We start from the raw sequence: 24163 nt of genomic DNA, 5'->3' as shown, positions 1-24163 counted from the left end.
CCGGGCAGGGGGGGTGCCCTCAGATCCCTCCGGGGTGGAAGTCACCGTGCTGGACACCGCAGCCCAGGGCGGCCTGCATGAGCAGGACGGCCTCAAGGCGGTTGCGTACGCACAGCTTGGTCAGGGCGTGGGAGACGTGGCTCTTGACGGTGGCCGGGGAGACCACGAGAGTGCCCGCGACCTCGCCCGTGGACATCCCCTCCGCCAGCAAAGTGAGCACCTCGCGCTCCCTGCACGTCAGGCAGCGCAGGCGGCGTGCCAGGCCGCGCCCGGCGTCCGCCGGCTGCATCGAGACGCACAGCCCGACCAGGTCGGGCGAGAGGACGACGTGTCCGGTCGCGGCGGCGGCTGCCGCCTGCGGCAGGTGGCACAGCGCCCAGTCCTTGCTCAGGCAGCCCGACACCCCCGACGACAGCGCGGCGTCCAGCCGGTGCTTGGTCCAATCGACGCCCACCAGGAGCGACCTGCCCCCGCGGCGCGCCACGTCCTGGGCCTTCAGGACATGGTTCTCCAGCGGGCCGGAGACCAGGATCGTCAGATCGGCCCGGTGCAGCGGCCAGTCGGCAAGCGGCTGCCGGCTGTCGCCGGTGGCGACCAGGCTCACCTGGTCGTCGTCGTCGAGGGTGCAGCCGAAGACCTGGCGGGAGACGGGGTCTCCGTCGAGCAGCAGGACCCGGGGCGGTGCGCAGGACAGTGCCGGCGCCTGCCACGCCCCGCGCGGCAACGGTACGGGGGCGGCGGCGGCCGCGGTCACGGTCACGGTCGGCGCGAGGCCGGCGGGGCGCGGCGGCCGGCTCGGGCCGGTGTCGAGCAGTGCGGTGGCGGGGACCGCGGCGCCCGGCAGGGAGCCGCCGGGGTCCCCCGGCTCGCGGCCCGGCGTGCGCGGACCCGGCACGGACAGACCGGGCGCGTAGGGGCTCCCGACGTTCGGGCCGGGAGCGTAGGGGGCGGCGGAGCAGGACTCGGGCAGGACGGTACCGGTGCCGTGCAGGTGCCCGGCGGAACCGTTCGGGGGCGCGACATGGGGCATGTCAGCATCTCCTTGGTCAGGGCGAGACGACGCCGGGCAGTTTGGGGAAGGCGGTGGCCTGCCACACGTAATCGGCACCCACCAGGTAGCGCGTGAAGCGCTGGATGCCCAGGCCGAAGCCGGCGCTCGGCGGTATCCCCTTCTTCACCTCCTCCAGATACCAGCCGTACTTGGAGGGGTTCTCCCCCGTCTCGCGCATCCGGGTGATCAGGCGCCGGTAGTCCGACTCCCGTTCGCCGCCGCTGATGACCTCGCCGTACCCCTCGGGCATGAGCAGGTCGAACGTGCGCAGTATGCGGGGCCGTTCGCTGTCCTCGCGCTCCAGGAAGACCCGTGAGCCCTTGGGGTAGTCGGTCAGGAACACCGGCCGGGCGCTGCCCTCGGACAAGATGCGCTCGCCCTCCCAGTCGATCTCGGCGGCGGCGCTCTGGGCGTGGCCGCCCTCGACGAGCCGGGCCACCGCGTCCGCGTGGGGCAGCCGCTCGAACGGGGCGGCCGCCATCGCCCGCAGGGCGTCCATGTCGCGCCCCAGGGCGACCAGTTCGCCCTCCGACTCGGCGATCAGGGCGCGCGTGGCGCTGACGATGACGCCCTCGGCCAGGTCCATGGCCTCTTCACGGCTGGTGTTCGCCATCTCGATGTCCAGTTGGTGGAACTCCGCCAGGTGACGCTGCGTGGAGCAGGTCTCCAGCGGCTCCATGCGCACGTTCGGAGCGACGTAGAAGATCCGGTCGTGCGCGAGCAGCGCGGTCTGCTTGTAGACGAAGGCGCTCGTCATCAGCTTGTAGCGGTGACCGTAGAAATCCACGTCGACCTGCTTGGCGCCGCGGATGCCCGGGTCCGTGACCGGGCCGATGACGGGCGGCAGGAGTTCCATGAACCCTGCGTCGCGAAGGAAGTCCCGGGCGTGCCACAGGAAGGAGTTCTGCAGGCGGAGGATGCGGCGGGTGCTGTCGGAGGTGAGGTGTTCTCTCGGTCCGGGTGGAAGCTCCGTGCCGGTCGTCACCACAGGCGTTGACATTCTCAGGCTCCCTGGTTATCGAAGGCTCTCCGAGGCTTTCAGGAGAAGAAGTCCGCCCGATCGATGCTAGGAGAATCCGGCAGCGGATCCGGCATCTTCCGCCGGAATCTGACCGGCATCCGGGGAATCCGCGGGGCCGGGAACCGAAACGGAATGCGCGCCTTCCGAACAGGCCGCCAGGACCGGGCGGCGCGGGGATGAAAGCGCGGCCCGCACGGCGTCAATCCGGGACCGCTCAATCCGTACGGCGTCAATCCGTACGGCGTTCCAGATATACGGAGTCCCCGTCGACGGCGGCCAGTCGCCAGCCGGCGCGGCCCTCCTCGTTGAGCACGCCGGTGACCCGGGCGCGTCCCGCGCCCTCGGGCAGCGGCACGGCCTTGTACTCGTACTGCGGTCCGGGCAGGGGCGGCGTCGGGGACGGTCCGGCGGCAGCGGGGGGCAGATGCCCGCGGCCGGGTGCGGAGATCCCCCCGTCCCGGCGGCGGAAAGGATCTCGATTGTCCTCCAGCAAGCCGAAGTCCGGTGCGCACGGGTCACCCCGGCCGAATCCTGTGCGAAAATTCTGGGCATCCTCGTAGGCGGCGCTCTGCAGCAGTCGCTGAAGAGTGGCGTCCTCTATCCGCAGCGCCTCGGCGAGCAGTTGGACGGTCTCTCTACGGGGATGGCTGACATGGCCCTTCTCCAGGTTCCTTATAGCACGCGAACTCACCGTGGACAGGTCGGCGAGTTGCTGCTGGGTGATGCCGGAGCGCAATCTCGCGCGCATCAGCATCTCCGCGAACTGGCGATTTCCCATGGGATCGCTCCGCAATATCGTGAACCGCGTACTCCGCATGCGGGGGGACGGCAGCCGGTGTCACCGCGCCCGGCCGGCGCCCGGCGACATCGCCCCTTCCACCATAGGGACCTTCCCCGACAGCCTCCAGGCGACGTCACGTGACCGCGACGCTTCGCGACAACCTGTTGCCCGCGGTGCCTGAGACGGGTGTCCTTGCTGGTGGGACGGCCTGGAAGCGGTAGGGCCGGCGTCCCGCTGCGATCACCGGCGACGGGGAGCCGGTGACACCGCCGGGTGCACCGGACCACCGCGCCCCACGCGCAGTGCGATGCGATCTGACCTGCGCGAAGAGGTGCTCCGGGCGCCCGGACGGTGACGGCGCCGGCGCCGGCCGGCGGCGCGCGCGGCCAGGTCCGCCAGTTGGCGTGAACCCGTGGTCCGTTGGATGGAAAACGGTGGAGGGGACAAGAGACTCCTCGCAGCGCGAGGGATTCGCGGGAGGACCGCCGGTGCCGCACCGGGCGCACCAGGCAGGCCTTCCGGCTCCGAGGAGGCGGCGGTGTCGACCTGCGTCGGACCGGTGGGGTCGAGGGCGGACGCCCGCGTCTTCGCTGACCGGTGGGTGGCAGGCCCTGGCGCGTCGGGGTTCCGCCGCCACGAAGCCCAGCGCCTTTCGCAGGCGGTCCTCGAAGGCCGAACGGCACGAGTCTGCCTGGCGGCCGGTCACGCTCGCCTCGGCGTGGGCGGGGCCCGGCCCGCGTCGTGCACCGCGGCGGCTGGCGCGGTTTCAGGAACCGGGGCGGGAGCGGGGTCCAAGGCCGAAGGAAACCGTCCGGAAGTCTCCGTAGAAGGTGGTCTGTTCCAGGTCCGTGAAGTCGCCGGCGAGCACCGACCGGTGCAGGGGCCTCGTCCAGAGCATCGAGCCGGAAAGGCCGGTGCATCGCGGGGCGTGGAGGCCCGCGCTGGAGGGGACCCACTTCTCCATGTCCGGGTCCTCGGCGACGCTGCCGGGCGCGAGCACCTCCCACGCCGGCAGCATCGTCGCCCGGCCGCCGCCCTCGTCGCCGAGTGCCACCTGGGCTCTGCCGGCGTTCAGCTGCGCGCGGGCGATGAGGAGGGGGTCGTCGGTCGGCCGTGCGTCGGCCAGCACCCGGCCCGCGCACTCGGCCGCCACCCCGGCGAGGCAGGCCGGACACATCTCCAGATAGAGGGCGGCGAGGTTGGTCAGGCACAGCAACAGGTCGGGCCGGTCGTCGAGTTCCACGGCGATGCGCAGGGCGCGGCAGAAGTGGTAGACGGCGCAGAGCCCGTAGGCGAAGGGGTCCCAGCCCATCAGGGCGAGCGCCAGGTTGCCGTGCGCTGTCTCCAGGATCCCCCGCGCGGCGTTGTACGGCTTCCCCGACAGGCTCTCCAGGAGCGTGATCGCCTGGGACAGTGTTCGGGCCGCGCCCTTGGGGTCGCCGGACATCCGTTCCGCGTCCCCGAGGGCGATGGTGGCCAGGGCTGCGCTTGCGACGTCACCGAGCGCGGAGTGGATGTTCTTGGCCTGGCGGTGGTGGGCGGCGGCCCGCTGGTAACGGCCCTGCCGGAGTTCGACGAGGCCGAGGCCGTGCAGTGCGAGCCCCCGGGTGGCCTGGTCCGGGGCGGTGTCCAGGGCGCGTTCCAGGTGGGGGCGCGCCTCGTCGTAGCGGTGGGCCACCCGGTAGGCGCTTCCCAGCTCCCGGGACGCCGAGCTCACGTCCCGGCCGGTGCCGGGGCCCGCGTCCAGCACCGCCCGGGCCGCGGTGATCCACTCCTGGACCTCCCAGCGCAGCTCCCAGTAGTACGACATGTGTTCGGTCAGCCGCAGGGCTTCGCGGACCTGGCCGTGCCTGGCTGCCTCGACCAGCGCGCCGGTGACGCAGCGGTGCTCCGCGTCCATCCAGGCCAGCGCTTCCCGGCGCTCCCCGGGCCGGCCGGACACCGCTTTGGTGCAGGTCGGGAGTACCCGTTTGAGGTAGTGGCGGAGCACCCGGGCGTGTGCGGTGTCCCGCTCCTGAGGCACGGCGGTCTCGACGGCGTACAGGCGCAGCAGATCGTGCATGTCCCAGCGGTCGTGCCGCAGGCGCCGTACGAGGTGCCGGCGTGTCAGGTTCCGCAGCAGTGCTTGGGTGTCGATGTTGTCCCGGCCGAGTACGACCGAGGCCAGCTCCGCGCCGGTGTCCGGGCCGGGCGCGATGCCGAGCAACCGGAAAGCGCGCTGGTACTCCTCGGCGAGCGGGGTGAACGACAGCTCGAAGGCGGCGCGCACGGCCAGTGGGCGGTTCTCCGCGTCGGTGTCGTCGACGCTGAGGCGGCCGAGCCGTCGGTGGGTCTCCTCCAGACCCGCCGCCTGGGCGGCGAGCGACTGCGACGGGTCCTCCCGCAGCTGGGCTGCGGTGATCAGCAGCGCCAGCGGGAGGCAGCCGCACAGGCCGGCGAGCCGGGTGGCGGCGGCGGGTTCCGCAGCCGCTCGGCCGTCGTGAAGGGCACGCCCCAGCAGCAGCACCGACTCCTCGGCGGACATCGGCTCCACGGTCAGCGGGCGTCCGGCCGGAAAAGCGGGGAGCGTGTCGCGTGAGGTGACCAGCAGCCGGTGCCGTACCGGCCCGGCGCCCTGGCGCGGCACCAGCTGCTGGAGCGGCCCGGCGGAGGCAGCGTTGTCCAGCACGATGAGCAGAGGGCTTTCGCCGGCGAGCGCTTCGTGCAGACCGCTGATGCGCCTCTCCGGTGCGGACGGCACGCTGTGGCCCAGCTCGCGCAGGATCACCGCGGCGGCCTCACCCGTCGTCAGCTCCCGGGCTGGGCTGAAGCCGTGCAGGTCGACGAAGACCACTCCGTGGAACCAGCCCCGGCCGTAGGCGCGGTGGGCCGCCCGGATCGCCAGGGCCGTCTTGCCGACACCGGGCATGCCGGCGATCACCACGACGCCCTCCTTCGACGAGCCGGGAGAGAGGGCGTCCAGCACGGTGTCGAGGTCGGCTCCGCGTCCGGTGAAGTCCTGCGCGATGTCCGGCAGGCTCCACCGAGGTCCGCGCGGCGAAGGTGCCTGGGTACGGGGTCTCCCGCCGCGCCGGGCGCCGTGCTCCTCGTGCGCCAGCCGCAGTTGCTCCGCCCACCAGCCGTCAGCGGGCGTGTCGGTGTTCCCGTGTGCTTTCGCCAGGCCGCGCAGATGGGCGACCAGGGCGAGGAAGACCGAAGGGTTGGAGGGGAGGGCCTTCCCGAGCAGCCACTGGTTGACCGACGTGGTGCTGACGGTCGCATCCATCGCCTTCAACCGCCGTACCAGAGCATCCTGCTTCGGATGTTCCGCCGACTCGTACAGCTCGCGCAACCGGACCAGTAACGCCGTCGCCTCACGACCCATCACCGTCATGCGCACTCCTGCGAAAGCCTCAGGAAACTCCCTTTTACGGGTCTCACCAGGCTATATGGCGACGCCGCCGGCCAGGGGGCGTTGCCGGAAACCCTCCGGACGGCGGAGAACCGGGGTGTCCCGCGACCCGCACACCGCAACCCCGGTACCGGAAGGCACGCCCATGCTGCCGCACGCGATCGTCCTGCTGCCCATCGCCACCGGCGCCCTGCACGGCGCCGCCGTCGTCACGGCCGCCCTGACCTCCCTGCTCGCCCGTCGCCCCGACCGGCGCCGCGACGCCCGCAAAACCCTCCGGCTGCTGCTCTTCCGCCGGCGTTGAAGCCGCAGCGACCACCGGGACGCCTCCGCCCGTCCCCGCGGCTTCGGGCACCCGGCCGGGCGCTCCGGGTCCGGGAGAGGGAAGCGGGCTGGGACACGCGCCCGGCTGCGCTCCCGACGGGCGCGGTGAAGGTCGGCTTGGCTCTCTCCCGCGGATCCGCGGGCCGGCAGTCGCCTCCCGTGGTTCGCGGGCCCACGGCAGGGCGGCCGGGGCGGGCCTACTCCGGCCAGGCGTTGCGCAAGATGGTGTCGACGAAGTTCGTCCGCTTGAAGGACGGGTCGAAGTAGGCCAGGACGTCGTCGTTCATGGTTCCGAAGGTGGTGTCGGGCCGCTCGGCCATGCCCTCGTAGAAGGCGTGGAGGATCCGGCGCTTGAAATCGGGGCGCGGATGGGCCAGAAGGACGGCGCGCTTGTCGGTGTCGCTGATCTGGTCCAGGTCCAGGCCCAGGACGTCGGTCTCGACCCCGAGGGTGACCACCGCGGTCTCCGGGGCCAGGCGCAGCGGCACCTCGGGGGTGGTGTGCAGGGCGATGGCGAGCCACACGTCGCGGGCGTCGGCCCGGCTCCTGCCGTGTTCGCGCAGGAACGCCTCGGCGGCGTCCGCGCCGTCGATCTCGAAGCGCTGCCCGCCGGTGCGGTACCTGCGGGTCAGACCGAGATCGTGGAACATGCCGCCGACGTAGGCGAGTTCGGGGTCGACCTCGATGCCCCGTGCCCGGGACTTCAGCATCCCCCACAGGAACACGCGCCGGCAGTGGTGGTACAGCGTGTCCCCGTCGGCGGGGTCGTCGGCCGCCTGCCGGGTCACCTCGGTCGCGGCGCGGACCAGGCCGCTGTCGGGGATCTCGATTCCCGCGACGGTCTCGGGCATCTGCGCTCTCCTGCTCGTCGGGCTGCTGCGGTTCGTGTTCGGGCGCCTGGCGGCTCTCTTCGAGTCTCGCTGGCCGCCGGTCGTCCGCCATCCACGATCCGGGACAGGAATCCCTCGGTCCCGGACACGTTTCTGGCCGAGCGGATCTGCGTGGGGCCCCCGGCGGTCGCTTCCGGACGCGGGCACCACGGCGCCGCACCCCCAGGTGCGGCTCGGCCCGCGGTCGATCCGCCAGGTGGCCAAGGCCGGGTGTCACCCGTGCGGGTCGTGTTCCCCCGATCCGCGATTCCCTCCCTTCGTGACGTCGTCCCGGTGCGCCAGGATCCTCCCCCTCGGCACACCCCTACAGAAGAGGAAGCCCATGGCACACCACACGCTGGCGGGCGCCAGGCGCCTGGCACGGCACCGTAGCCGGATCGCCGCCCTGGCCTCAGCGACCGCGGTCCTGGGAACCCTGCTCGCCGGCGGGCCGGCGTCCGCCGCGGCGGGACCCGACGTCGCCGTCTCCCTGACCCTGGACTCGCCGCGGCCCGGAGAGCCGAACAGCGTCCTCGGGGGGTCCGGGCGCGGCTGGATCACGAACACCGGCGATACCGCCATCCCGGCAGGCGTCAGGGTGTTCTTCACCGTTCGCAACCTCGCCGTACCCCCCTTCATCTGCGCGCACGGCGATTCCAGCCGGATGTGCAACGAGGTCCACGCCGTCGGTGTCCTCGGCGGGGACGGCACCACCGCGGTGCCCGCCCCTGTCATCGACAACGCCGTGTCCCCGTGGGAGATCATCACCACCAGGGGCCTGGCCCCCGGCGAAGCCGTCACCTACCGCTGGACCGTCGGCCACTACGCGCCCTGGCACCGCGTGGCGGCGGTCGCGACGGTCACCTCCCTGCCCCCGGGCATCACCGACGCCGACCGGGGCAACGACACCGCCACCGTCGCACGGCAGGACGGCACCGGCTTCTGACCGTTCTGCGCACAGCTCACGGGGTCCCGGCAACCGCCGGGGCCCCGTCGGCCGGCGGGTCCGCGGTGAGCGCCGACGTCCTGTTCCGGCCCTCCCGGTCAGCTGGGCGGTGTGCGTCCCATCGCCGCGCGCAGGGCCGCGATGCCGCGGGAACCGCATGCCCGAGCCCACGGACAGGCCCAGGGTTTCGGCGCCCTGCGTCCCGGTCGTGTCCGCGAGGCAGCGCGGCACCAGCACCTCGCGCCGGCGGCGCTGCAGCGAGCGCGTCGCCTCCTTGAGATGGTCGCGCTCCAGGATCTCGATCGGCTGACCGGCACGGCCCGCTCAAGGGGCGGGCGGCTCGTGCTCGGTTCGTTCGGTGGCGAGCCTTGTCAGGCGGGCCCGCAGCTCGTCCGGACTGAGTGCCAGCAGTTCGCCGATCGCCTGATCCCATGCGCCCGCGGCCTGCTCCACCGCGGACCGGAACTCCCGTCGCACCGGCCGCCCGGCCACCATGAGGGCGAAGGCGGCCAGGGGCCGCAGCAGCCAGCGCCCGTTCACGGCGACGGTGACGCCCACCTCCCACCGGCCGTCCCGCGCGCGCCGCGGCCGCAGGTGCAGCCGCGCGCGGCCCAGCGGGTGGCTCAGCCGTGCCGTCGCCGGGGCGTGCGCGGTCGGCGGCGTCCCGGGCGTGAGCGCGGCAGCCGTCCACCAAGCGGCCAGATCCACCTGGCCCTTCCCCGCCACCCGCCGCAGCGGTTGGGAGCCCCGCACCCGTATGTCGGCCTCCAGCAGCCGCGGACGGTCGGGGGCGCGCAGTCGCACAGCCGTCCGCGTCGTCCCCTCGTCCGACGTCACCACCTGCTCGACGGCGATCGACCTGCCGCGCTGCCACTGCTGTATGGCCAGGACCGCCGTGCCCGTGCCGCCGGCGTGCGAGAGGTCGTACCGTGCGCCGGGCCGTAGGTGGCGCCCCTTCACCAGCCGCACGTCCGGGACCGTCCGCCCGTCCTCCACGGCGATCGCCTCCCCCCGGCTCCGGGTGGACTGCGCGAAGTCCAGGACCGACTCGGCGAGCTGCCCGAACTGTTCGGGTGTCACGGCGACGACGGAGACGCAATGGTGCAGTACGGTCATGTGTTCCTCCCCGCAGGGCCCCCGTGCCGCGGGGGATCGGCTCGAGCCCGACCGCAGGGTCCGCCCACGGCCGGCGGCGTTGCGTGGCAGCGGCTGCCCGGTGGCACCCGGGAGGGGGCAGCGGGCAGCCGGCCGGGTGCCTCCTACCGGGCGGGCGGCCGCAGCGCCGGGTCCGCGATCATGGCGTCGATCTCCGCGGCGATCCGTTTCGCGGCGAAGGGCCCCGCGAAACGGATGGTGACGACCACGTCGGTGTGCCTCCCGATGACGGCCAGCACACCGCCCCTGGCGGACACCACGCTGTGCAGGGAATCCCATTGCAGGAGTGAGGTCGTGCCCCACAGCCGGACGCGCAGGCCCTGTGGGACCGCGGTGATCCGCCAGCGCAGGCTGCGGAGGTTGGCCGCCGCCCAGGGGATGAAGGCAAGGGCGTAGAGCGGGTCGCGCCACCACGAGGGATCGCCGACGATCGCGACGGCGGCGCCGCCGACGAGGAAGAGGTCCAGGAGTCCGACGGCCACGAGCATTCCGGTGCCCGCCTGCCAGTGGGCCGGCGGCCGCTGCCGGCCGCCTGCCGCTTCCCCCACGGTTCGGCGCATGGTCCCCCTCGTGATCGCCTCGTCACCGGCGGGTCCGGCCCCGGTTCCGCGTCTCGCCGCGTCTCCGGCGCCACCCGGGGCGCCCCACTCCTTAGGACGTGAGCGGAAACCGTTTGGATCCGTGCCGGTCCGACTTCGGTGGCACGCGACGGGGCGGGAGCGTGCGCTTCGTCGACGACCACGGAAACCCGGATGCGGGTGCCGCACGGCCCCCCAGGCTGCGCCCGCAAGGACGGGCGAGGCGCCGTGTCGACCGCCGGGCCGCGCCGGTCGGCCGGCGGTGCAGCAGCGGCGGCCGGCCCCCGCACGCGCGCCGGCAGCGAGGTCCCGCGCGCCGCGTGGCGCCGGCCCGGCAGCTCGGTCATCGGCCCGGCGCGCGCGGACGCGCTCCGCGGCCACGACGGAGCCCGTCCCTGTCTCACGTAGGCGGCAGGGGTGGCCGGCGGACCCCTGCCGGGCTGCTCCGGCGCTGGGTAGCGTGCCCGGCATGACTACGCTGGAAGCTCTGGCCGCCCGCCTCGACGCGATCGAGGCGGAGCTGGCGCTGCACCGTTTAGCCCATGACTACTGCGTGGGCGCCGACCGTCGCGACCGGCTCCGCTGGGAGGCGGTATGGGCACTGGACGCGATATGGGAGACCGGGCCCAACCGCGTCTTCATCGGGCTGGAGGCCATCTGCGCCGCGGTCGAGCAGCAGTGGCGGACCTTCCCGGTCATGCAGCACGCCACCGCGAACCATACGGTGGCCGTCAGCGGGGACGCGGCGACGGGCCGCTCCGACGTCGTGGTCCTGGCGCAGCTTCCCGACCGCCACTGGGTGGTCGGAGGAGGCAGCTACGAAGACGAGTACCGCCGCAGGGACGGGGTCTGGCGCCTGACGCGTCGCAGGGTGCGGCAGCCCTTCGACGTGCTGCTGACCGCCGGCGGCGGGCCGGCCCCCTTCGGCGGGGCTGTCCGGGTCCACGTCGACCGGTGACGGCGGGCCCGGCCGGCGCCGATGTCCGGTGTCCGGCGGGGGACTTCGGGTAGCCGGTGGGCATGGGACGGCTACGGGGTGCGGGAATCGCGGTCGGCATGTACGCGGCCGGGGTACTGGTGTGGCACTTCGGCGGCCGTACCGGCCACGGGCATCCCTGGGGCCAGTCCTGGCTCGGCGGGCTCGTGCTGGCCGCCGTCGCGGGGCTGTGGACGCTGGCCAAGCGCCGGTGGCGGAGACACCGCGCCCACAGCGCACCGAACTGACGGCAGGCCGGCCCGCGTACGCGCCCCGCCGCGGGACCCCGCCCGCCGCGGCCTTCCGGCCCATCGCGTACAGGTCGCTCACCCGCACCTGGTGCCCGGCCGCCTGGAGGGTGGAGACCGCGAGGTCCTTCAGCGAGCCGTTGAGCGAGCGCGGTTCGGGGTGGGCGCAGACGATGAGCGCCTTCATGGCTGTGGCCTTCGACGGGGTGTGTCGCCACCGATGCCCGGCCCGCCCGGACCGCGTCGTACAGGGGCGCCTTTGTCCGTCGGAGGGGACTTCCTGGCAAAGGCAGGACCACCCCTCGCGGGCCGTGCCGTGCCCGTGATCGGGGGCGTGGACGATCTTGCGGGCTTCCTGGCGCTCGCCCCGCGCCCTGGGCCTGGACGAGACCGAACGCGGGCACCTCCACCGGCTCGCCCGGCAGCGCCGCCGCCGCGCGAAGGCGCCGGGCGGGCCGGTCCGGCCGGAGCTGCTGCGCGTCCTGGACCTGGTCGCCGGCGCGCCCGCGCCGATCATGGGCCACCGGCTCGACGTGCTCGCCGGGAACCTCCTGGCCGGGCTCCTGTTCGGCCGGCCGATACCGGGCCCGGACACCGCACGGCACCTCTTCCTCCAGGAGGCCCAGCGCGGCCTGTACGCGGACGGCGACGACGCGCACCCGGCCGTGAACACCCGGGTCCGCGAGCAGCGCCCGCGGGGCGGGCAGCACGCGGTCGTGCGCGGTGGGGATCGCCGGCCGGGGCAGGCGGGTGGTGTGACCGCCCGGTGGCCGCACCGGGCCGTGCGCGGCGGGCGGTGGAAGGTGTGCTGGCGATGATCGGTGATGGCTGAGCGGTTCGTCGCGGTCTGGGGTGCTCCCGGTGAGGTGGCCCGGGTGCGCCGGTGGGCGCAGCGGCAGGTGGAGGAGTTCGCCTGGCCGACCCGCTGGCACCCCGACGTCGGGGTGCTGGCCCTGGCGGTGTCGGAGCTGGTGACGAACGCGCTGCGGTACGCGGGCGGGCCGGCGGGGCTGCTGCTGGTCTTCGACGCGCGGCGGGTGCGGGTCGTGGTCAGCGACGGCTCGCCGGCCCTGCCGGTGCTGCGGCCGCCTCCCGCGGGCGGGTGGGGGCTGGTGATCGTCGACCGGCTGGCCCGGTCGTGGGGCGCGGTCCCGCACAGCGGCGGCAAGCAGGTCTGGGCCGATTTCACCGCCCCCGGCACCGCGCCCGCTCCCCCGCCGGCTCCCCTGCCGGCCGCCGGCCGCCTGGTGGGTGCCGCGGGCCGTCCTCAGGAGTGCTTGAGCTGTCCGGTGGTGGAGACCGGGAACAGGTCGGCGGCCCCGATCACGCCCAGGAGGCGCTGGACGCTGCTGCTGGGCGCGGCCAGCAGGATGCTCCCGCCCTGGCCCAGCGCGGTCTGGCGGGCCTGCAGGAGCACCGTGAGGAAGGTGGAGTCCGCGAACGTCACACCGGCGAGGTCGAAGACCAGGTGGGGATGGTGACCCAGCGCCCGGTCCACCGCCTCCTGCAGCAGGCCGACCGTGTCCAGGTCCGCCTCCCCGCGCACGGTGACCACGCTGGGAGACCCCAGCGCACAGGAGACCGACAGCTGCGGTCCGTCCTGCGGAGCGGCATCAGCGAAAGAGTCCACGGGCGCTCCCCATTTCGAACTGTTGTCGGTTAAGCCTGGCACAGTCGCAGTGGGCCACGCGACGCCGGGGGCAAAAGATCAGCCCAAATGGTAGGGGCGGGAACAGGCGTGCCCGTGAACGGGACCGGGCCGGCAGGGACAGCGGGAGTGCTGAGCTTCACCCGGGCGACGGCCCTACGCCCCCGCGTGCCTGGTCAGAAGCCGATCTCGATGTAGTCGATGTGGTTGATCCGCACCTCTTCCAGGGAGCGGGCGCGGCGGCCGCGGTCGCGGAAGTAGAGGTCGCGCAGGCCCTCGGCGACGATCGCCTGCAGGTCGGTCTCGCCCGCCCCGGCGGCCTGCGCGTCGAACAGGCGGGCGGCGTAGGCCGGCGGGAGGTGCTGGGTCAGCAGCCGGGTCCGGTCCTGGTCGCTCGACCCGGGGGCGCCGGTGTAGCCGAGCTGCGCTCGCGTCTCGACCGTGATGCCGCCCGACGTCGCGGCGTGCCTGCGGGCGCGGGCCTTCACCCGCGGCTGCCAGTCGCGGCGTACCTCCCGCTCCAGGCGGGCGGCCAGGTCCTTGCGGGGCCGGCGCAGCGTGCCCTTGAGATACCGCTCCACCGTGCGCTGGGAGACCCCCAGGCGGTCGGCCACGACCCGGGTGGAGCCCTTGGCCTGCTTGAGCAGGAACCGCATCCGCGCCTGCGCCGACTTCGGCACCGGGCGGGTCGCGGCGGCCGCGCTCGCCCGCTCCAGGCTGTCCTGCAGCTTGCCCACGCCCTACTCCCCCCCGCCCGGGGTGCCGTGCGGGGCAGCGGGGCCCCGCTGCCCGTTCCTGTGGATCATCGCGCCTCCCTGCCGGGCCGCCCCGGGCCGTTCGCGGATGCCGGGACGGCCCGTTCAGGATAGGGACCCCGCAGCCCCCGGGACGTTCAGGGCCGCGGCCCGGGGTAGGGCCCGGCAGGGGCGGCAGGCGCTCCCGGTGGCACCGCAGAGCGGCCGGGTCGAAGGCGTCGGGGGCGGACGCTTGCGGGTGCCCGGTGCCTACGGCTCGTCGGCCTTGATGTGCCGGGCCGGGTTGGTCTCCTGCTCCAGCAGCTCCACCGCCCAGTACAGCGGCCGCGTGCCCTCGTGCTTGACCATGCCGGGCGAGACGCCGAGGCGGAAGGTGCCGGGGGCCGGCTTGCCCGCCGCGTCGTAGGGCAGCACGTCCAGCGGCGACGGGCCCGCCGACGGGTAGAGCGCGCAGTCCGAGAGCACCGCGATCGGCGTCAGCGCGCCCGGGCCGGGCAGCACCGTCCACACCCCGCCGACCCGGGCCGCCGGGCGCATACCGCCGGTGGCGGCCGCGACCTTGAGGAGCTTCCTGTGCATGTTCACCCGGGCCGCGGCCACGACGGCCGCGCGGATGTCGGGGCGCCAGGTGGGGCGCTCCAGCGCCGGCCACCGCTCCCCCGGCCGGTAGGCGGCGCCCTGCGGGCGCTCGCGCAGCTTCCCGATGCCGCCCTTGACCGTCGACTTGATCGCGGAGAGCACCGCGGCAAGACCGGGGTCGGCCTGCCGGTGGGCCGCCATCGCCGCGAGGAACTGCCCCGCGCTCAGATCGGCGGTCACCCCCAGGTCGGCCATCGTCTGCTTGTACGCCGCGGACAGGTGCTTGTACCAGGGGTCGAGGTAGGGGCCCGCGTCCCTGCGCACGTACGCCTCGATCGGCGCGACGGCCAGCGGCAGGCCGTAGGTGTCGATCAGCTCGGCGGCGTAGGCGACGGTCGGGGTGGCGTACCAGGCCGGGCCGTCGGGGCGGTGGCCGTGCGGGGTGAACGGGTTGGGCAGCCGGGGGTCCATGCCGATACCGGACAGGTCCACCAGCCACGACCCCGGGACGGTCTTGTCGAACCGCGGCGCCTTCACGTGCTCCGGCCCCGACAGGCCGACCGGCAGGCGGTTCGCGGCCGCGAGGAACGCGGTGTTCACATCGACGCCGACCGCGAACTGCTTCGCGCACTCGGCGTCGGTGAGCGCCTGCGGGTCGCGGGCCCAGTCGAACGCCTCCTCGTCCAGGACGTCGGCCTGCGTGCGCTGCTGCCCGCGCGGGAACGACGCGGCCACCACGGGGTGTTCGTCCGGGGCCTCCGGCGGCGCCGGGTCGACCGCTGCGGTCAGCGAGCCGGGCACCGGCCCCGGGGCCCAGGTGCCGGCCGTATCGTCCCTGACCGCCCGGGTGGGCGGGCGCAGCGCGGTCATCAGCTCCAGCCCGGCCACCGCGGTGGAGCCGCGCGGGGTCAGCACCCGGGCGGCGTAGAGGGACAGCACGCGGGCGAGCTCCGCCGGCGGCAGCCGGTCGGCGGCCGCCCAGGCCCGGGAGTCCAGGGCGCCCCACGGCAGCACGGCCAGCTGCACGCACTGCCGCTGCCGCCCCTGCGCGGGCCGGTAGATCCGGGCCCACGGGCCGAAGCCGCGCTGGGTCAGCTGCCACTTCGCCTTCGCGATCTGGCGTACGGCCGCGTGGTCCTCCGGCAGCCGCAGCGCACGCCGGTCCTCCAGAGCCTCCGGCAGCCCCAGCCGGGCCGCGCCGGCCGCCGTCACCACGACCAGCGGGTCGGAGTCCCTCCCCCACGGGTGAAGCCGCACCGCCCCGAGCCTGCCCTGCGCGAGCGTCCACTCCACCAGCTCCGGCACCGTCGCGGCCGGGCACTCCAGCACCAGGCCGCCCGCGCAGTACAGCAGGCCGTCGCCGTCCAGCACGCCCAGCGGCCCGTGCGCGAACCGCGGATCCGCGGCGGCGGGGGTTGCACCGGCGGCAGGCCGGCGCGGCGCGGGCGCGGCGGCTTGCGGACGCCGCGGCGCGGGCCCGGCCTGCGGCGCCGGGGGTGCGGGGACGGCGGGCGTCTGCGGTACGGCGGCGGCCGGCTGCGGTCCGGGTACCGGGGCGGCCGGGGCCTGCGGGGCGGGGAAGCGTGCGGCCAGGCCCTCCAGGAGCCGGGCGTAGGCGGCGCGCTGCGGCGGGCGCGGCTCCGTACGGCCGGACTCCCAGTTCCCCACGGCCTCCCTGCGCGTATCGACCGCCTTGGCGACCTGCGCCTGGCTCAGCCCGGCGGCCTCCCGCAGCCGCCTGCGCTCCGCCGGCGGCGGCAGGGCCTCCGCGGCGGCCACCCGCTCCAGCAGCTCGTCGACCGCGCCGAACAGCTCGTCCTCCGTGGGCATACCGCACACCTCCAGGCCCCGACCCTATCTCGAATCGCACATCGGATAGCGTGCGAATCGCGCACCTGGGAGGGGTGTCACCCGCCGCTGCCGGGGCGCGCGGACGCCCCCGGGCGTGCGCGGCACGCCACGAGCCGGGCGGACCCGGTCGTGCGGGGACGGGCCCGCCTCGCGGCCGGGCCGACCTGGGCGGCGCGGGCCGGGGGGCGGGGGAACCGGGTGGGCTCGCGGGGTGTCCTTCATGGCGTCCGCCCCGGAGGGGGCGTGCGGGTCGAGGTGGGGGATGCGATGAAGCGGCGTATGACGAGATGTCTGGTTGCGGCGGTGTCCGCTGTCATCGTGGTGTCGGCACTGTCCGGATGCTCCAGCGACCGGCGGGGGCTGGGGGATTCGCCGGTCTCCGGCCACCGCGGGGACGACACTCCGGCCGACGTCACCAACTTCCCCGACGGGTTCGCGAACATCGCGACCAAGTGCGTCGCCGGGGCCCCGGGTTACCGCGCGTTCGTCACCACGCGCGAGGCCGCGCCCGTCGTACTGGCCGACCCCGCCTGCAAGGGCTGACCCGCACCCGGCACGCGGTCCGGCACGCGAGGCGGCGGGGAGCCGTGGCCGACCGGGCCGTGCGCGGCGGGGGCGGACCTGGCGGCGACCGTGCCGGCGCCGTACGGCGCGAGGCCGGCTCTGCGCTGCCGCCGCGTATCGAGGTGGGTGCTTGTTCCTCAGGCGGGCGGCTGCCGGCAGGGGCGCCCGGGGCGGGCTGTTTCGCGGCGGGCTGGTCGGGCAGCCGCAGCGGGAGGGCGGCTTCGCCACGGGCCCCTTCCGGTCGCGGGCAGGCGCCCCGGGGCAGGCGTATGCGGAAAGGCGGATCCCCATGGACACAGCGGTGCGGCAGACCACCGAGCTGGCGTCTTCGGGCGTCGTGGCGTGGGCTGTGATCTTCGGCATCATCATCGTGGGGGTGCTGATACTCGCCTTCTGGTGGGGGGCCAAGGCGGTCGCGCGCCGGCGCGGGGCAGGGCGGGCGCCGCAGCCGCGCGCCGGGTCGTGGCACGAGCCGCAGCAGAGCGAGGTCCACCACTCCGCGCGGGCGGCACGCCGCCGGGCGAAGTGACACCCGCCCGGCCGACGGGGCCCAGGCGTGCGCGCCCGAGGCGCCGGAGGGCGCCCGGTGCGCACGCCGTCGCCGCGCAGGCCGTCGCCCGCCCGTACCCGCCCGGCCGGGCACACGCCGGCGCGCCCGGCCGCCCCTGCGGGCGGCCGGGCGCGGGTCCACCGGCCCGGGGGCCGGGTCAGCGGTGGTGGTGGTGGCGGCGTCCCCACGACTCGGTGTCGACGACGTGTCCGCGGCTGTCGCGCAGCGTCGCGGTGTCGGAGGCGTCCCACACCGCGATGCGGCTGCCCTGGTACAGGTCGCGGCCGGTGTCGCGGCCGTTGCCGGCGTGGACGCGCACCGACTGGTGCCCGCGCAGCGTGACGTGGCCGAACCAGTAGGTGTGGTGGTCGGAGTCGCTGAGGGTCCAGCGGTCCAGGCTCACCGGGCGGCCGGAGGTGTTGGTGACGGTGACCCACTGCTCGTTCGGCGACCGGTGGGAGCGGCCCGGGGCCGCGTGCTGGACCTCGCCGAGGACCACCTGCGGGCGCTGCTCGTGACGCCGGCCGTGGTCGGCGGCCGCCGCGGGCAGGGCCGCGGCGGCGAGGGCGGAGCCGGCCACCAGGGCGGTCGCGGTCAAGCGGAAGGCGATACGGGACACTTGGTCCCCTTTCGTGCGGGCACGGCCGGAGCCGTACCAATGGTGCTATTACTCCCGGCCGGTGCCGAGATGCACCACTGTGGCCCGGATACCGGCCCGGCCGGAGGATCACCGGGACGACGTTACGAATTCCGGACATATCGGTAACTGTTGGATGCGGCGGGCACGGACGGTGCCGGCCGGGCGCGCCGCCGCGGGCCGGCCGCGCGACACGCCTGCGGCTACCGGCACACGACGCGCCCGGCGGCGGCCGCGGCGGCGAACACGCGTCCTAGGGGTGCCCGCGTCCGGGGGCGCGGAAGGTAACGGGCCGCGCCGCCGGCGCCCGGGGCCGTGCGGGCCTACCGCTGGCGGGCGTCCGCGATGCGCAGGCCGAACGGGCGGCGTTCGATCGCCCGGGACACCTGGGTCAGCAGGTCGGCCAGCGGCATCGGCAGCTCCGCGTCGAGTTCCCTCATCGCCGCCGCTGTCGCGTTCCACTCGGCCTGGATCCGGGGCAGCAGGGCGTGGGCCCTGTCGGTCAGCTCGACCAGGCGGCGGCGGGCGTCACGGGGGTCGGCGGTGTGGGTGACCAGGCCCGCGCGGGCCATCTGGGCGGCGGTCTGGCTGGCGGCGGAGTGGGTGACGCCCAGTGCGGCGGCCAGGTCGCGGACCGGCAGCGGGCCGTGGGCCAGCAGGGCGCGGACGACCGGGGAGAAGCGGGGCCGGTAGTCGGGCAGGCCCTGCTCCCGGTAGACCCCGGCCACGTCGCCGTCGAGCAGTTCCAGGACGTGGCGCAGCAGGGTGCCGACGGCCGCCGGGTCGGGGGGGTTCCTCACCCTGATAATGTAACAGTGCTGTCAGATCGGAGCAGGGGGGTGCGTCGCACATGGCCGGGCTCTATCCCCCCGTCGAGCCGTACGAGCACGGGGTGCTCGACGTCGGCGACGGGAACCGCGTGTACTGGGAGGCCTGCGGGAATCCTGCGGGCAAGCCGGCGGTGGTCCTGCACGGCGGGCCCGGGTCGGGGGCGGGGGCGTTCTGGCGCCGGCTGTTCGACCCGGCGGCCTACCGTGTCGTGCTGTTCGACCAGCGCGGGTGCGGGCGCAGCACGCCGGACGCGGCGCAGTGGGGGACCTCGCTGGCGGCGAACACCACCGCGCACCTGGTCGCCGACATCGAGCTGCTGCGCGGGCACCTGGGCGTCGGCGAGTGGCTGGTGCTGGGGGGCTCCTGGGGGGTGACGCTGGCGCTGGCCTATGCCGAGCGGCATCCCTCGCGCGTCTCGGAGCTGGTGCTCTTCAGCGTCACCAGCACCACCCGCCGCGAGGTGGAGTGGATCACGCGGGACATGGGGCGGGTCTTCCCCGAGCAGTGGGCCCGCTTCCGCGACGCGGTGCCGCAGGCGGCGCGCGGGGGCGACCTGGCCGAGGCGTACGCGGTGATGCTCGCCGACCCCGATCCGCGGGTGCGCGAGCGGGCGGCGGCCGAGTGGTGCCGGTGGGAGGACGTGCACGTGGCCACCCACGGCGGCCACCGGCCCGATCCCCGCTACCTCGACCCGCGCTTCCGGCTGCGCTTCGCCCGCCTGGTCACGCACTACTGGCGGCACGCCGGCTTCCTCGGCGACGGGGAGCTGCTGCGCGGTGCGGGAAGGCTCGCCGGGATCCCCGGGGTGATGGTCCACGGGCGGATGGACATCAGCGGGCCGCCGGACATCGCCTGGCAGCTGGCGCAGGTGTGGGCCGACGCGCGCCTGGTGCTGGTCGACCGCGAGGGGCACGGGCTGTCGGGGGACGCCACCAGGGCCGCCGTGCTGGCGGCCACCGACGCCTTCCGCCCCGCCGGGGCGAGCGCCGGCTGACCTGCCGGGCCGTCGGGCCCGGCGGCCCGGCAGGTCAGCGGAGTTGTTTTTCCAGGTCCTTCCAGCGGCGCCGCTCCTGGGGGGGCAGTGCGGAGAGCGGGGTGACCTGCTCGGGGTGGCCCGGCGCCGCGGGCCGGGGGGGCGCGGGCGGGTGCCGGGGCGGGTGGGGGATGCAGACCATCAGGTATCCGAAGTCCCGCAGGCACCGCAGGAGGAAGAGGAGGGCCCAGCGCAGCGGTGCGGGCATGGGCGCCGCCTCCTTGTTCTGCCGGGGCCCGGCGGCTGTCAGGCCAGGCAGTGTGCGGCGATCTGGCCGACCGCGGCGGACGCGGGCAGGCCGCGGTCGCGGGCCGCGACGGCGGCCGAGCGGACCGAGGCCTCCCACCGCGGGGCGTAGGGCTCGTGCAGGGTGCCGCAGGCGTAGGCGCACTGCAGGCCGGCCTCCGAGCGCACGGTCAGGCCGAACTCGGCGGTCGGGCCCTCGCTGTCGATGTCTCCGAGGCCGAAGACGAGCGTCGCGCAGCGCACCGCGTCGACGGTGCCCCGGCGCAGCGGCAGCGGCACCGGGCCGAGGCCGGCCAGGCGCAGTCCGGCGTACGGGTCGGGTTCGATGACCGCGTCCAGGTCCAGTGGTGCGCTGCCGGTGCCGGCGTGCGGTTCGGCGCTGATCCGCAGTCCCAGCCTCGTCGGGTCGCCTGCGTCGGCCAGGTCCAGTGCCACCGGCACGATCAGTGATCCGGTGACGCCGTAGCCGCGGTAGCCGCCGATCCGGGTCTGCAGGATCCGGTGCGCCTGCCGGGTGAAGGCGGCGGTGTCCGCGGTCCCGTACCGCAGGACGACGGTGTTCTCGTACCGGCTCAGGCCGCGCATGGCCGGTTACCGCCGGTCGGTTTCGACCGCGCGTTTGACGCGCTCCAGTGTGGCCTGCATGCCGTCGACCATCAGCTGCTCGCGGTCCCTGCCCAGGAGCCTGCTGGCGGTGATGATGCGCGCCGGTATCGGCAGCGGTCCGGCGTGCTCGCGCCACTCGGTGACCAGGGTGCCGCCGGCCTGCGGCTCCAGGCGGTAGCCCCAGCGCATCCGCGATTCGGCGACCTCGAAGGCGAAGCGCTTGGGCGCGTCGTACTCCAGTACCGTGCAGGTCGTCGTCCAGCGCACGACGCCGCGCTTGTTGGTGCCCTTGAAGACCGCGCCGGGTCCGGGCTCGGCCCCGCTCTGCCAGCGGCCGCCTTGGTTCTCCGGGCTCCACTCGCCGTAGCGGGTGGGGTCGGCCACGACCGCCCACACCGCCTCCGGGGCGGCGCCCACCCAGATGCTGACCTCGTCCATGGCTGTCCTCCAAAAAGTGCGCCGCCCGGCACCGGCCGTGGCAGCGGGTTCGTGATCGACGCGGGGATGGCGCCGGCGTCCGGGCATCCCGGCACCGGCACGGCACGGCAAGACAAATCGGCAGGAAGAACGGCGATCGATACGGCAGTAACACGCGGGTGCGGTAGGTCGGTGGGCCCGGCCCGGCCGGGGCGCGGGAGCGCTCCGGCCGGGCCGGGCGTAAGGCGGTACCGGTCAGGCGGAGGCGCGCTCGGCTCGCGCGGCTCGCGACTGGCTGAAGTACCGCACCATCGGGCGTTCCACGAAGGTGTTCAGCACCCAGGCCGCCGCCAGGCACAGCGTGGCGTATGCGGCGATCGCCCCGTAGGCCTGGCCGTCGGACCACCGCTGGTGGCCGGCGAACAGGCGGGTGAGGGTGACGAGCATGACGGCGTGGATCATGAAGAACGCGAAGGACAGGTCGCCGAGGCGGACCATGGGCCGGCTGCTCATGATCGATCGGCGGCCGCGGCCCTCCGCCGCTGCGGCCGCCGGGATCAGCAGGGCCAGCGGCACCACGGTGGCCGCGTCGAAACGGTAGAGGAAGGGCAGGGAGAACGTCAGGAAGAACCCGCCGACCGCCAGGAGCGCGGCGGCGGTGGTCGGGACCGGGATCCACCGGCCGGTCAGCACGATCCGGGCCATCAGCATGCCCAGGGCGAACTCCAGCAGCCTGACCGGCGGGAAGGCGTAGACCAGCCACATCTGGTCGGGTGTCACCGGCAGTCCCATGGGGCCTGCGGCGCCGTGGACTCCCGGCAGGAGGGCGTAGACCAGTGCCGGGACCGCCACGACCAGGCCCGCGGTGATACCGGCCGCGGCCCACAGGGCGCGCGGGGGGATCTTGCGGATCAGGGCGTACAGCAGCGGGAAGCACAGGTAGAACAGCGCCTCGCAGGACAGTGACCAGCTCGGCGGGTTCACCCCCAGCTGGACGTCCAGGTGCGGTGTCCAGGCGTGCAGCAGCAGCAGGTTGGGCAGCCACAGCCGCGGTGCGGTGGCCTTGGTGCCGGTCATGAAGCCCACCGAGGCGAACAGCACCATCGCCGCGGCGAAGGTCACGACGTGGTTGGGGTAGATGCGTACCAGGCGGCGGCGGTAGAACCGGCCGGGGGTGTCGCCCTTGCGGGCGGCCCAGGTCAGGACGAAGCCGCTGAGGATGAAGAAGAACGACACCCCGATCGGGCCGAAGCAGGTGAACCAGCGTGCCGCCCTCCCGGCGGTGGCGCCGGTGAACGGGCTGATCTGCGGCTGGGTGGTGTGGAAGACGAAGACCATCGCCGCGGCGACCGCGCGCATCCCGGTCAGGGAGTGCAGGCGGTTGCGGGGTGCGGGTCTGGAGGTCTGCGGCAGCGACGGCGTGGGTTGCTGAGGCGGTGCCTGTGTGACCACGGGTGACTCCTTTCGGTTGGTGGTGCTCTTGGGGATTGGAAGCGGTCGTGGTGGTGCCGGCTGCTGCCGCCACCGATCGCCTCGCCCGTCGAAGAGCACCCCGAAAGGGGTGTGGGGCTGGGGCCCCCCTTGCTACTGCGGGGGGTTGCCGTGCTTGCGGTGGGGCAGCTCGGCGTGTTTGCCGCGCAGCATCGCCAGTGCGCGGATCAGGACCTTGCGGGTGTCGGCCGGGTCGATGACGTCGTCCACCAGGCCGCGCTCGGCGGCGTAGTAGGGGTGCATCAGCTCGGCCTTGTACTCCTTGATCCGGTACTGGCGGGCTGCCTCGGGGTCCGGGGCGGCGCTGATCTCCCGGCGGAAGATGACGTTCGCGGCGCCCTCGGCGCCCATCACGGCGATCTCGTTGGTGGGCCAGGCCAGCGCCAGGTCGGTGCCGATCGAGCGGGAGTCCATGACGATGTAGGCCCCGCCGTAGGCCTTGCGGAGCACCAGTGAGATCCGCGGCACGGTGGCGTTGCAGTACGCGTAGAGCAGTTTCGCGCCGCGGCGGATGATGCCGTGGTGCTCCTGGTCGACTCCCGGCAGGAAGCCGGGCACGTCGACCAGGGTGACCAGCGCGATGTTGAAGGCGTCGCAGAACTGCACGAAGCGTGCCGCCTTCTCGCTGGCGTCTATGTCCAGCACGCCGGCCGAGGCGGCGGGCTGGCTGGCGACCACGCCGGCGACCTCGCCGCCCAGGCGTGCCAGTGCGCACACCACGTTCGGCGCCCAGGCGGTGTGCACCTCGAAGAACTCGCCGTCGTCGGCGAGCTCTTCCAGGACGTGGTGGATGTCGTAGACCCGGGCGGGGTCGGCCGGCACCAGGTCCAGCAGGGCGGGGTTGGCGCGCTCTGCCGGGTCGTCGGTGGGCGCGCCGGGGGGCAGCTGCCGGTTGTTGGAGGGCAGGTAGGACAGCAGGTGGCGCACGTCCTGCAGGCAGGTGGCCTCGTCGTCGTAGACGAAGTGCGACACGCCCGAGACGGCGGAGTGCACGTCGGCGCCGCCCAGGCCGTCCTGGGTGATCTCCTCGCCGGTGACCGCGCGGACCACGTCGGGGCCGGTGATGAACATCTGGGAGGTCCCGCGGACCATGAACACGAAGTCCGTCAGCGCCGGCGAGTAGGCCGCGCCGCCCGCGCACGGGCCGAGCATCACGCTGATCTGCGGGATGACGCCGGAGGCGCGGGTGTTGCGCTGGAAGATCCCGCCGTAGCCGGCGAGCGCCGAGACGCCTTCCTGGATGCGGGCGCCGGCGCCGTCGTTGAGCGAGACGATCGGCGCGCCGGCCGCCAGGGCCATGTCCATGATCTTGTGGATCTTCGCGGCGTGGGCCTCGCCGAGGGCGCCGCCGAAGATCCGGAAGTCGTGGGCGTAGACGAACACGGTGCGGCCCTCGACGGTGCCCCAGCCGGTGACGACGCCGTCGCCGTGGTACCGCTTGGCCTCCAGGCCGAATCCGGTCGCGCGGTGCCGGCGCAGTCCTTCGACCTCGGTGAACGAGCCCGGGTCGAGCAGCAGGCCGATGCGCTCGTGGGGGGTGAGCTTGCCGCGGGCGTGCTGGCGCTCGGTGGCCGCGGCGCCGGTCCCGGCGCGGGCCCGCTCCTTGATCATGCCG

24 protein-coding genes and 3 pseudogenes are annotated in these 24163 nt (G+C 74.4%); 9 read left to right on the top strand and 18 right to left on the bottom strand.

Annotation, left to right across the window (positions count from 1 at the left end):
• Positions 1-19: 19 nt before the first annotated feature.
• The 4 genes from OG900_38355 to OG900_38340 form a co-directional block, all read right to left on the bottom strand.
• Complete coding sequence (locus OG900_38355) at positions 20-1030, bottom strand: LuxR C-terminal-related transcriptional regulator (protein WUH95456.1); 1011 nt, start codon at positions 1028-1030, stop codon at positions 20-22.
• A gap of 16 nt (positions 1031-1046) precedes the next feature.
• Positions 1047-2051 carry an asparagine synthetase A gene (locus tag OG900_38350; GenBank protein WUH95455.1) on the bottom strand — a complete coding sequence of 335 codons (1005 nt, stop codon included), beginning with the start codon at positions 2049-2051 and terminating at the stop codon, positions 1047-1049.
• 250 nt (positions 2052-2301) lie between these two features.
• Positions 2302-2850 (bottom strand): helix-turn-helix domain-containing protein, encoded by a 549-nt coding sequence (locus OG900_38345; GenBank protein ID WUH95454.1) that lies wholly within the window; start codon positions 2848-2850, stop codon positions 2302-2304.
• 769 nt (positions 2851-3619) lie between these two features.
• Positions 3620-6226, bottom strand: coding sequence for a tetratricopeptide repeat protein (locus OG900_38340; GenBank protein ID WUH95453.1), 2607 nt, complete (start codon positions 6224-6226; stop codon positions 3620-3622).
• 163 nt (positions 6227-6389) lie between these two features.
• Here OG900_38340 and OG900_38335 point away from each other — a divergent pair, with 163 nt between their 5' ends.
• The gene (locus OG900_38335; protein WUH95452.1) at positions 6390-6548 is read left to right on the top strand and encodes a hypothetical protein; all 159 of its coding nucleotides are present in this window, start codon (positions 6390-6392) and stop codon (positions 6546-6548) included.
• Between the two features lie 217 nt (positions 6549-6765).
• On the opposite strand, the gene OG900_38330 is transcribed toward OG900_38335, so the two are convergent.
• A complete protein-coding gene (locus OG900_38330; GenBank protein ID WUH95451.1) occupies positions 6766-7419 on the bottom strand; it encodes an HD domain-containing protein in 654 nt (217 codons plus the stop codon).
• A 361-nt stretch (positions 7420-7780) separates the two neighbouring features.
• Between OG900_38330 and OG900_38325 the strand changes: the two genes are divergently transcribed.
• A complete protein-coding gene (locus OG900_38325; GenBank protein ID WUH95450.1) occupies positions 7781-8383 on the top strand; it encodes a hypothetical protein in 603 nt (200 codons plus the stop codon).
• A 98-nt stretch (positions 8384-8481) separates the two neighbouring features.
• Here the strand turns inward: OG900_38325 and OG900_38320 are convergent.
• The 3 genes and pseudogenes from OG900_38320 to OG900_38310 form a co-directional block, all read right to left on the bottom strand.
• Positions 8482-8683, bottom strand: a pseudogene (locus tag OG900_38320) (SigE family RNA polymerase sigma factor).
• A 24-nt stretch (positions 8684-8707) separates the two neighbouring features.
• Positions 8708-9499, bottom strand: coding sequence for a hypothetical protein (locus tag OG900_38315; protein ID WUH95449.1), 792 nt, complete (start codon positions 9497-9499; stop codon positions 8708-8710).
• A 143-nt stretch (positions 9500-9642) separates the two neighbouring features.
• Positions 9643-10098 carry a hypothetical protein gene (locus OG900_38310; protein ID WUH95448.1) on the bottom strand — a complete coding sequence of 152 codons (456 nt, stop codon included), beginning with the start codon at positions 10096-10098 and terminating at the stop codon, positions 9643-9645.
• Positions 10099-10585: 487 nt separating this feature from the next.
• Here OG900_38310 and OG900_38305 point away from each other — a divergent pair, with 487 nt between their 5' ends.
• Both OG900_38305 and OG900_38300 read left to right on the top strand, forming a co-directional pair.
• On the top strand, positions 10586-11074 hold the full coding sequence (locus tag OG900_38305; protein ID WUH95447.1) for a nuclear transport factor 2 family protein: 489 nt from the start codon (positions 10586-10588) through the stop codon (positions 11072-11074).
• Between the two features lie 62 nt (positions 11075-11136).
• Positions 11137-11340 carry a hypothetical protein gene (locus OG900_38300; protein WUH95446.1) on the top strand — a complete coding sequence of 68 codons (204 nt, stop codon included), beginning with the start codon at positions 11137-11139 and terminating at the stop codon, positions 11338-11340.
• A 49-nt stretch (positions 11341-11389) separates the two neighbouring features.
• Here the strand turns inward: OG900_38300 and OG900_38295 are convergent.
• Positions 11390-11527, bottom strand: a pseudogene (locus OG900_38295) (NAD(P)H-dependent oxidoreductase).
• 181 nt (positions 11528-11708) lie between these two features.
• Here OG900_38295 and OG900_38290 point away from each other — a divergent pair.
• Both OG900_38290 and OG900_38285 read left to right on the top strand, forming a co-directional pair.
• Positions 11709-12158, top strand: a pseudogene (locus tag OG900_38290) (hypothetical protein).
• Positions 12159-12164: 6 nt separating this feature from the next.
• A complete protein-coding gene (locus tag OG900_38285; GenBank protein ID WUH95445.1) occupies positions 12165-12821 on the top strand; it encodes an ATP-binding protein in 657 nt (218 codons plus the stop codon).
• 343 nt (positions 12822-13164) lie between these two features.
• On the opposite strand, the gene OG900_38280 is transcribed toward OG900_38285, so the two are convergent.
• Together OG900_38280 and OG900_38275 are read right to left on the bottom strand one after the other, a co-directional pair.
• A complete protein-coding gene (locus tag OG900_38280; GenBank protein ID WUH95444.1) occupies positions 13165-13725 on the bottom strand; it encodes a helix-turn-helix domain-containing protein in 561 nt (186 codons plus the stop codon).
• 267 nt (positions 13726-13992) lie between these two features.
• Positions 13993-16152 (bottom strand): helix-turn-helix transcriptional regulator, encoded by a 2160-nt coding sequence (locus tag OG900_38275; GenBank protein WUH95443.1) that lies wholly within the window; start codon positions 16150-16152, stop codon positions 13993-13995.
• 300 nt (positions 16153-16452) lie between these two features.
• Between OG900_38275 and OG900_38270 the strand changes: the two genes are divergently transcribed.
• Both OG900_38270 and OG900_38265 read left to right on the top strand, forming a co-directional pair.
• Positions 16453-16716 (top strand): hypothetical protein, encoded by a 264-nt coding sequence (locus OG900_38270; GenBank protein WUH95442.1) that lies wholly within the window; start codon positions 16453-16455, stop codon positions 16714-16716.
• Positions 16717-17026: 310 nt separating this feature from the next.
• Complete coding sequence (locus tag OG900_38265) at positions 17027-17266, top strand: DUF6479 family protein (GenBank protein ID WUH95441.1); 240 nt, start codon at positions 17027-17029, stop codon at positions 17264-17266.
• A 178-nt stretch (positions 17267-17444) separates the two neighbouring features.
• On the opposite strand, the gene OG900_38260 is transcribed toward OG900_38265, so the two are convergent.
• Positions 17445-17906: a lamin tail domain-containing protein gene (locus OG900_38260; protein WUH95440.1), complete on the bottom strand. Its 462-nt coding sequence runs from the start codon at positions 17904-17906 to the stop codon at positions 17445-17447.
• A gap of 341 nt (positions 17907-18247) precedes the next feature.
• On the bottom strand, positions 18248-18724 hold the full coding sequence (locus OG900_38255) for a MarR family transcriptional regulator (GenBank protein WUH95439.1): 477 nt from the start codon (positions 18722-18724) through the stop codon (positions 18248-18250).
• Positions 18725-18774: 50 nt separating this feature from the next.
• On the opposite strand from OG900_38255, the gene pip reads away from it, so the two are divergent.
• On the top strand, positions 18775-19749 hold the full coding sequence (pip, locus tag OG900_38250; protein WUH95438.1) for a prolyl aminopeptidase: 975 nt from the start codon (positions 18775-18777) through the stop codon (positions 19747-19749).
• A 34-nt stretch (positions 19750-19783) separates the two neighbouring features.
• Here the strand turns inward: pip and OG900_38245 are convergent, their stop codons facing one another.
• The 5 genes from OG900_38245 to OG900_38225 form a co-directional block, all read right to left on the bottom strand.
• Positions 19784-19996, bottom strand: a complete 213-nt coding sequence (locus tag OG900_38245; protein ID WUH95437.1) for a hypothetical protein — start codon at positions 19994-19996, stop codon at positions 19784-19786.
• 38 nt (positions 19997-20034) lie between these two features.
• The gene (locus tag OG900_38240; protein WUH95436.1) at positions 20035-20619 is read right to left on the bottom strand and encodes a hypothetical protein; all 585 of its coding nucleotides are present in this window, start codon (positions 20617-20619) and stop codon (positions 20035-20037) included.
• A gap of 6 nt (positions 20620-20625) precedes the next feature.
• Positions 20626-21078, bottom strand: coding sequence for an SRPBCC family protein (locus OG900_38235; GenBank protein ID WUH95435.1), 453 nt, complete (start codon positions 21076-21078; stop codon positions 20626-20628).
• Positions 21079-21312: 234 nt separating this feature from the next.
• Positions 21313-22509, bottom strand: coding sequence for an acyltransferase (locus OG900_38230; protein ID WUH95434.1), 1197 nt, complete (start codon positions 22507-22509; stop codon positions 21313-21315).
• A gap of 132 nt (positions 22510-22641) precedes the next feature.
• Positions 22642-24159 (bottom strand): acyl-CoA carboxylase subunit beta, encoded by a 1518-nt coding sequence (locus OG900_38225; protein WUH96075.1) that lies wholly within the window; start codon positions 24157-24159, stop codon positions 22642-22644.
• Between the last annotated feature and the right edge of the window lie 4 nt (positions 24160-24163).

Source organism: Streptomyces sp. NBC_00433 (assembly GCA_036015235.1).
GTDB lineage: Bacteria > Actinomycetota > Actinomycetes > Streptomycetales > Streptomycetaceae > Actinacidiphila.
Note: the sequence above shows the minus strand (reverse complement) of the source record. Positions and strands in the feature narration are given on the sequence as shown.